The 8440-nt window shown below is 42.1% G+C and carries 8 protein-coding genes; 2 read left to right on the top strand and 6 right to left on the bottom strand.

Annotated elements, in window-relative coordinates:
* The 6 genes from A3761_RS08925 to xrt form a co-directional block, all read right to left on the bottom strand.
* Positions 1 to 497 (bottom strand): GNAT family N-acetyltransferase (locus A3761_RS08925; RefSeq protein ID WP_156491769.1); only part of this gene is annotated, 497 nt, incomplete at its 3' end.
* On the bottom strand, positions 497 to 1489 hold the full coding sequence (gene nadE / locus A3761_RS08920) for an NAD(+) synthase (protein WP_068515293.1): 993 nt from the start codon (positions 1487 to 1489) through the stop codon (positions 497 to 499). The genes A3761_RS08925 and nadE, both read right to left, overlap by 1 nt.
* A gap of 27 nt (positions 1490 to 1516) precedes the next feature.
* Positions 1517 to 3028: a class I adenylate-forming enzyme family protein gene (locus A3761_RS08915; protein ID WP_082865367.1), complete on the bottom strand. Its 1512-nt coding sequence runs from the start codon at positions 3026 to 3028 to the stop codon at positions 1517 to 1519.
* Between the two features lies 1 nt (position 3029).
* On the bottom strand, positions 3030 to 3275 hold the full coding sequence (locus tag A3761_RS08910; RefSeq protein ID WP_068515291.1) for an acyl carrier protein: 246 nt from the start codon (positions 3273 to 3275) through the stop codon (positions 3030 to 3032).
* Positions 3276 to 3334: 59 nt separating this feature from the next.
* A complete protein-coding gene (asnB, locus tag A3761_RS08905) occupies positions 3335 to 5308 on the bottom strand; it encodes an asparagine synthase (glutamine-hydrolyzing) (protein ID WP_068515289.1) in 1974 nt (657 codons plus the stop codon).
* A gap of 3 nt (positions 5309 to 5311) precedes the next feature.
* Positions 5312 to 6811 (bottom strand): exosortase, encoded by a 1500-nt coding sequence (gene xrt, locus A3761_RS08900; RefSeq protein ID WP_068515288.1) that lies wholly within the window; start codon positions 6809 to 6811, stop codon positions 5312 to 5314.
* 222 nt (positions 6812 to 7033) lie between these two features.
* On the opposite strand from xrt, the gene cysC reads away from it, so the two are divergent.
* Positions 7034 to 7630 (top strand): adenylyl-sulfate kinase, encoded by a 597-nt coding sequence (cysC, locus tag A3761_RS08895; protein WP_068515286.1) that lies wholly within the window; start codon positions 7034 to 7036, stop codon positions 7628 to 7630.
* Positions 7631 to 7709: 79 nt separating this feature from the next.
* The coding region (locus tag A3761_RS08890) for a tetratricopeptide repeat protein (protein WP_156491768.1) at positions 7710 to 8440 on the top strand (731 nt) is incomplete at its 3' end.

The following is an 8440-nucleotide window of genomic DNA, read 5'->3' as shown; positions in this document are numbered from 1 at the left end:
GCTGTAAGAGGTTTAATATAGAAAGCTATATTTCCAAGATTGTACCAGTTCAATCTTGTAAACATCGCTTGAGCAGCTTGAGATATCCCTAGGCCTATAACGAAATCATGTTGATCCATGAGCTTTTTGATCAAAGCAACGCCTAGGCCTCTCATTCTCCATTTTTCATCGACCGAGAGGTCAATGGCACAGCACCCTGAGTAAACCTTATCGGCATAATTAACCGTACACTTTAAACCATACTGGGTGCCGACAACATCATTCCCGTCCCAAGCGATATATCGGGGGTTTTTGATGTTATTTGAAAATAGCCAATCGTTGTACTCGGGGGAGTGTCGCAAAGGGCTATTTACAAAAGCTTGTTTAAGGAATGAGTCGACACCTTCCGTTTCATTGTCTGTAACGGTTTCACGAATTCGATCCTTAAAACGCACGGCAAGCCTGTCAAAAACTTTTTGTTGATTGTTTTTCGTTTGGCTTTTTTTAGCACTCATCATTACCAACCCAAATCAACCTTGTCTATTAACTGTGCATGGAGGTGTAAATATTGAGTTGTTTTACGTTTGCTTTCAATATCATTGTAAATAAAGTCTGCTTGTTCAGTGCTCGTGTTTAATGCTTCTGCTAACTCTGATGATGGCTTTTCGTTGTTATAGAACCACAGCGCTACATCCATTTTGTTATATGGAAGAGCGAAGTAAAATTCGTCCTGCCCCTGGCTTAGGCTGTAGGTGTCGGTAGTGGGGGTGGCACTACAGATTTCTTCAGGCAGCCCTAGGTGACGAGCTAATTCATATACTTGTGTTTTATATAGGTGAGCAATTGGTTTGATGTCTGCTAAACCGTCTCCACCTTTGACAAAGAAGCCTTGATCATATTCAACTCGATTAGGTGTACCCACTACAGCATAGTTCAGCCGATCTGCATGGAAATAGTCCATATTTTTACGGATACGTTGCTTAAAGTTTGTTGCTGCTACAATTGTCAGGTACTCATTTAAACCCAAACGCTTTTGCTGCTGCTTGCCGGACGGGTCTTCAACGACAAGTTTGAAGTGGTTAATTTGTCCTTTAGCCCCTCCATCGATCACTATTTTATTTTTCCAACCTTCGCAATACTCTGGGAAGGTCTTTTTGATCGCTTGATCGCGCCATTCATAACAACCTATTGCTTCTAGTGCTGGGGCAATATCTTGAACTGTATACTCGATGCCGAGGTGCTCGGCTAGAGCTCTACCTCTCTCTAAGCTAGTTGAAGAAGAATCTGTTTCTGGCATTAAGATTCCAAATACTTTTTTCGGGCCAAGTGCACTGACAGCTAAAGCTGCACTAACTGAGCTGTCTATTCCACCAGATATTGCGACGACCAAGCCGCGACGGTGTAGCGTTTTTCGTAAGGAGTCTCTAATAAATCCCCCAATGCGTTCTACCTCAGCTGCATGGTCTAACTGGGTGTATTGTTTAAGTAGGTTTTCAACTTGGCTATTCATTAGTGATCTCTTCTTTCCGTAAATGAGTTATTTGCGCGCATTGGCAAAGCTTGCTAGCTCGTGACGTTTTATTTTTCCGCTACTTGTGCGAGGAAATTCACTGACCCAGAAAATTTCCTTAACTTGTTTGTGAGGCGGTAGATTTTTCCGGCAATGATAGCGGATCGGTTTTGGGTCTTCACCAAAGCCCTGTTTGAGAATTACAAAAGCAGCGATGACTTCGCCTAGCAGCTCGTCTTTGATTCCAGTGACAGAAACCTCGCTAACAGCATCACACTCCAGGATAACTTCTTCAATTTCTTCTGGGTGAATACGGTTAGCGCCAGATTTAATCATTTGTTTCTGGCGGCCTTTGATGTAATAGAAACCATCAATATCTCTGTAGCCCAAATCGCCGGTGTGTAGCCAGTCACCTGTAATTGTTTGTTCCGTAGCCGTTGGGTTGCTCAAATATCCTTGCATGATATTGTCTCCCTTGGCAATAAGTTCACCTGTCTCGTTTGGCCCCAATAGTTTGCCGCTTTCATCGCTAATCGCTAACTCTACATCAGGTATTGGGATGCCGATTGAGCCGGCTTTTTCTAGTAGTCTGGCTGGCGGCAGGTAGGTGAGCCTTGCTGACGCTTCAGTTTGTCCATACATGACGTAAATATCGGTGTTAGGTAGTGCCTCTAGTAACTCTTTGGTAGTCGTAACACTCATACTTCCACCTGCCTGGGTAATATATCTAAGTTGCGGATGTATTTTGGCAAAGCTAGTCTTATGTAAAAGAATTTGAAATGTTGAGGGTACACCAGAAAAACCCGTAATGCTTGCTTTGTTTAAGTCTTCAGCAATGAGTTTAGGGTAGAGCATTGACTGCCCTAAGCAAATACTTGCCCCAGCATAAATATGAGTTTGTAATACTGAGTTGCCGTAGCTGTATGTGAATGGTAATACGCAATAGGTGCAGTCGGTCGCACTTAAGCTCAGGTATTGGACAATTGATTGAGTATTAGCAAGCAGGTTACTATGAGAAAGCATGACACCTTTAGGGTCTCCTGTGGTGCCAGAGGTAAACAAGATTAGCGCGTTGTGCTCAACAGCTGGGATTACCCACTGGTCTAAGTCGGGTTTCGCTGCTTCCGTGTCTAATAATAGCTCAAATTCATTTGCCTCTACCTTGAGGTGTTGAACTGAGTTTTCTAAGTTTATTGCCAAATTATTTTTGGTGATGGCTAACTTCGCTTGAGAGAAATCCAGAATATGTTGAACTTCTCGAACAGCACTTTGGCTGTGCAGTGGAATAACAGTAATGTCTAGAGACCAGCAAGCATAAAGGAGAGCGATATATTCAGCGGAATTTTCCAGGCATATAACAGCTTTGTCGTTGCTAGGAATATTCAATGATTTAATCTTCTTCCTATAGATGTTAACAAGGCAAGCTAGCTGGTAATAGCTAAGATTCCTTGCTTCGTTAACACTATATGTTACGGCAGTCCGGTCTGGAGTAGAATGAGCATGCTTCGCCAGCGCACTTAATATGCTTGCTATCGTCATACTATGCAGATTTCTTAGAAATATAAGCTAGTAGGTTGTTGATTGAGTCAAGGTTTTCAGGAACCATCTCTTCATCTTCAACGGTGATGTTAAAATCATCCTCAAGCAGTGCAATGACTTCGAGTATTCCCATGGAGTCTAGAATGCCTTTATCCAAAAAAGAGTCATCATTTTTGAGTTCGTCTTGATTGTCTGTGAACATGTAGTTCTCAAGGATAAATGTTCTTAGCGTTGCTTCATTGCTCATAGTGTTTCCTAAATCTTAAATAAAAAGATGTTGTTACATTATTGTAAGGATTATTTATTCTAACTGATTCTGTGTAACTCGGTATCATTAGAGTGATGGTTTTTGAAATTACTCTCAAATTGATCAATAAAATGATGGTGCCAGGCTTGGGTTGATAAGACGGATACAAGCGCTGTGTTGTCTTTTTGGCTAATTGCCTTACCTGATTTGATTTTTTTCAATAGTAGCGCCACTTTGTTTGGGTTGAAGTAATTGCTGTCTTTCAAAGAATTCTCGCTTAGTAAGCTTTCAACGTATTCGGGCGTACTGTCACTAAAAAAGGATGGTATGTTAGGTGCTCTATAAGGCTGTTTATAACGCTGGACAATAGTATTTGGCAAACGATTTTGCATCGCTTTTTTTAGAATGTACTTTTCGTTGAACGCTTTCATCTTGAGTTTTGGGTGCAATTGGCTGGCGAACTCAATCACATTGTGATCAAGAAAGGGGAAGCGACCTTCAACTGAGTTTTTCATTAACATTCTATCCCCTTGAGAGTTGAGCAAGTAACCTGCCATCAAGGTTTTACTCTCAAGGTATAAGGATTTATTGAACGGCTTCCATGAATCAAACCGATCTGGTAATGAGGCGATAAGTCTCTCCTCTGCATTAACATTTAATTCTGATGATAAGGCGTCACTATAGAAAATTTTTGCTTTTGAAGTTGATGCGATCCTTGGCAAATGTGAGAAAAGAGGATGGTTCGGTTGGTCTACACCTCCACCAAAAAAAGCTTTCAAGAAGGAGCCGGCTCGGTCACGAGACATATCTAAATAAGGATATAAGCGCTTGATTAATAAAGGGCGCCAGGATGAGTCAGGCTGGCGTGACCAGAACTCTCTAAGTTTGGCTTCTTTAAAAAGGTCATAACCACCGAATATTTCGTCCGCTCCTTCTCCTGTTAGTACTACCTTGTAGTTTTGCTGTCGAGCCAGGGCTGATAAGCGACCCATAGGGATGGGCGCTGTACGTACAATAGGGCTTTCAGTGTGCTTTATGCAGTCCAAGAAGTCATCCGCAATATTGCTGTACTTGCACTGTGTTGAAAAGTGACTGGTGTTTAAGTGTTCGACCATGGTTTTTTGGTGCTTGCTTTCATCCAGGTCAGCATCTTCGAAAGTGAGTGAAAAGGTGCTGAGGTCTCCGTGATCCAGGTGTTTGATGAGTGAAACCAGGATCGATGAATCTAAGCCGCCCGAAAGATAGGCTCCAACGGGGACGTCAGCCCTTAAACGAATGCGAACGGCTTCTTCTAGAAGTTCAGATACCTTCTGCGCTGCAATCTTTTCATCTACTATGTGTGGGGCGGTTCCAGATGAAAATGGATAATCCCAGTATTGGCGTCGCGTTAAGTTTCCTTTCTCAAAAACAACCTGCTCTCCTGGTTTAACCTCGTAGACATTCTCAAATGCTGTGTTAGGAGAGACAGGTGCCCAATAGCTAAGTATTTGGTCTAAAGAGTTTAGGTTTAGTTTTGGTGCTGAAGGAAGTGTACACAGTATGGCTTTAACTTCTGATGCAAAAGCGAGTGATTGTGCTTGCTGGCTATAAAATAGTGGAGATATACCTACCCGGTCACGAGTTAGAACGGCTCGTTGTTGTTTTTTATCCCAAAGTGCTATTGCGAACTGGCCGTTTAAGTGGTTAACAAAATCCAGGCCATATTCTTCGTAAAGGTGAACGATAACTTCGGTGTCGGTATGGGTATAAAATTGGTGGCCTTTAGCAATTAATACTTCTCGCAGTTCAGGGAAGTTGTATATCTCGCCGTTAAAACTAACCCAAACTGATTTATCTTCATTATGAATAGGCTGCTCACCACCCTGAATATCGATGATGCTCAAACGCGTATGAACCAATAAGGCTTGGCTATCTAGATAGTAAGCTTGTCCGTCAGGGCCTCGATGGCGTAATTGTCCTGCCATTTGCTTGGCAAGTGCATAGCGATCTTTTTCAAACGGGGGGAGGCCAAACAAACCTGCTATTCCACACATAGGTTAACTCTCGATGTCGCTGCTTGAACTTATATCAGAATTTGATTGTATGTGTAACTGGATTATTGTATCCAGCATACCTTGAGTTGGCGTTAAGTTACTTTGACACTTCAGGTTGCATTCTTTCGAGAGAGCAACAAGTTGTGATTCATGGATATCAAGATAGGATTTTTTTAATTGTGCTATCTTGCTTGATCCTATTGAATTTGCAAATTGCGCTCCATGTTTATACCAGTAATATACTACTCGGTGCGTTCTTCCTGCTTTAGCAAGCGCGATACGAATTCTTACGTTTGGGTGTAGATCACTTGTCCATGCATAATCATTGATTAGCTGCCATCTGTTCTTATCAAATATTGTGTTCTGGCTATTGGCCATTTCTACATTACTATTGTTTAGGTAGGTGAGGATGTATAGGTCGAGCTGGTCTCCGAAGGCTCCGTATAAGCCTCGCGTTAAATTGGTTGGTTGTGGAAAGTGAGGTTTCCAGTTGGTCGCTCGAGTTGTATCGAGTGTTAGGCCATTTAGTGTTTTTGGTAGCTTAGGTTGGCTTACCTGGTATTCTCTATTTTCTGGTGGGCTAAGTGCTAGTTGGGAAATGATTAGTAAAACTGTGCAAGCTGTTAACGAGAGAATTTGTTGTTTCAATGGCTGCGATGTATCTTGTTTTACAGGTGACTCTTGTTCGCCTTCTGCATCGAAGTGGCGGTCGATGAAAAACCATGGAAGCATCACGGCACCGAACACAATCCACCCTAAAGTATCATGGTCTTCCATTAAAGGGTGGCTAACGCCCTCATAATAGGCGATGAGTAATAGAATGAAGACCCGAATCCAGTTTCCGATCATTGCAAGTGTTGCGGCAATCGCAAGGCTTATCAATGCATGACGAAAACGTCTTCTATTAAACGCTGAGGAAATCAATGCTAGTGACAAAGCCGTCATAAAATACTTTAACCCTGAACAGCCCCCAGCAACATGAACTACGCCGGTGGTGACGGTAAAGTAGTTTCCTTCAACAAGTACCGTTAGTGATAGTAGGGAGGCAAGGTAAGAAACAACTTTAACAGTCAGTGTTTGTAAGAAAGGGATTGCCAGGTACCAGAAAGGCATCGCCATTAAGACGACACTCCATGCAATGATAATATTACGAGTACTTGCAAAGCCTAGAACTATTGCGCTAAATAAGGGCAGCGATAAAGCAAGGCATAAAAAAAACAGTGTTTTTATATCCAGAGCTTGAGATAAAACAAACCCGGCGGTCAGAAGAATGACAGCAGGTAATAATAGATAGTTCGGTTGAACTTTGTTCGATCCAAGGTTCTTATATGAAAAATAGGCGCTTAAAGCGAGAAGGATATAGCCCATATCCAAATCGCCAGCAGTGGTCCAGTGAGTATGAAGTTGAACTAAACGGCTGGGGTAGAAAGTTCCTAGATAACATAGCAACAGGGCAAAAATTGCCGCTAACCACAGCACAGGCTGCCTAGCGATCCGTGTCATAACTTCATCCAAAGTGTAGCTGTACCGCAATGTACGTGAGTCGTTAACGGCTTAGTCGTTCGTTGCGGTAAACAGTTGTAAAACTGCTAAGGTTATTAAAATGCTTTGTAATGGTGTTAAGCTTAGCTGAAAAATAAGGTTAGTGAAAACTATATAAAAGTAACTAATAGTAACTTCGCGACCGATATTGCTCATATAAGACAACTTAAAACGACCTCAATTATGAAAAGCCCAAATATCCGCTGGCACGACCATCAAATCCAAAGAGAAGACCGTGCTAAGCAAAAACATCAAAAGCCCTGCATGATCTGGTTTACCGGCCTTAGTGGTGCAGGTAAGTCTAGTGTCGCGAATGCCTTAGATGCGATGCTCTACGAGAAAGGTAAGCATACCTACCTTTTAGACGGTGACAATGTTAGGCATGGATTGACGAAGGATCTGGGTTTTTCTGCTCAAGACCGAATTGAAAATATCAGACGAATTGGTGAGGTAGGAAAACTTTTTGTCGATGCGGGTTTGATTGTCCAGTCTGCGTTTATTTCTCCTTTTAATTCAGATCGACAAATGGTGAGAAAGCTCTTCCCTATAGGGGAGTTTATTGAGGTTTATATTTGTACTGATCTTAGTGTTTGTGAGCGGAGAGACCCGAAAGGTTTGTATAAAAAGGCGAGGGCTGGAGAGATTCGAAACTTTACGGGTATTGACTCTACATATGAAGCCCCCGAAGATCCTGAACTCGTGGTTGACGCGGGTGTTTTAAGTATAGAAGGTGCAGCAAAGGAAGTTTTTGATTACTTGGTTTTGCGTGGATATGTCTAGCAAACACTAGAATGGCTTGCTTTGAATATAGAGCTTAGCTACAGTGAAAATCTGGAATTTTAATCATAGGGTTTAAAGGATGAAGTTTAATAAAGTTGGGCGATTGTTCATATCTGCTGTATTAGTAAGTATGTTGATTGCCTGCGGAGAAACTGATCAGAAAGAGCTTAACGCGAATCATCTAGCGAGAGCTAAAGCTTATGCCGAGCAAGGTCAATATAAAGCCGCGACAATTGAATATAAAAATGCGGTGAAGAAGTCGGGTGGCGAAGCCTCTTCAATTGTTCAATATGCCGAGATGTTGATTAAATTAGGGCAATATGACGCGGCGCTTAGCTTATTGGAGCAGGTGAGTACCGACAAGGATGAAAGTTACTATGTCGCACTGGTTGAGTCTTATCAAGGTAAGCACAAGTACTTATCTGCTGAGCTTGTTCTGGATGAGCACTTAAGTGGCAATAGCGTTGAGCTTCAAATGCTTCGTGCGCATAACTTGTTAGGTTTGAACGAGCTTGAACAAGCAGTCAATGCCTATCAGAAAATTCTTAATGACGAGGCAGGGAATGACCTCGCTACCCTAGGAAAAGCAACTGCTTTAGTAAGATCTAACCAGGTAAAAGAATCGAAAGGCTTGCTTAATTCCATACCTAAGGGTGCCAAGGCTTTTAGTAAAGCAAGAATTCTATTGGCTGGTATTGCAATTGGTGAACAGAACCTGGAACAGGCCGAAGATATTCTGACCGATTTGCTTTCTACTATGGATAATACAGATATTATTGAGCCGGAAAAAGCCGTTGTATTAGAACGGCT

It is taken from the genome of Oleiphilus sp. HI0123 (assembly GCF_001635315.1).
The sequence above is the reverse complement of the archived record's forward strand: the minus strand, read 5'-3'. Positions and strand labels throughout refer to the sequence as shown.

Excerpts from the sequence above, each read along its gene's own strand:
- asnB (WP_068515289.1), bottom strand. The coding sequence starts at position 5,308 with ATGTGTGGAATAGCAGGTTTGTTTGGCCTCCCCCCGTTTGAAAAAGAT.
- cysC (WP_068515286.1), top strand. The coding sequence starts at position 7,034 with ATGAAAAGCCCAAATATCCGCTGGCACGACCATCAAATCCAAAGAGAA.
- nadE (WP_068515293.1), bottom strand. The coding sequence starts at position 1,489 with ATGAATAGCCAAGTTGAAAACCTACTTAAACAATACACCCAGTTAGAC.
- A3761_RS08915 (WP_082865367.1), bottom strand. The coding sequence starts at position 3,028 with ATGACGATAGCAAGCATATTAAGTGCGCTGGCGAAGCATGCTCATTCT.
- xrt (WP_068515288.1), bottom strand. The coding sequence starts at position 6,811 with ATGACACGGATCGCTAGGCAGCCTGTGCTGTGGTTAGCGGCAATTTTT.
- A3761_RS08910 (WP_068515291.1), bottom strand. The coding sequence starts at position 3,275 with ATGAGCAATGAAGCAACGCTAAGAACATTTATCCTTGAGAACTACATG.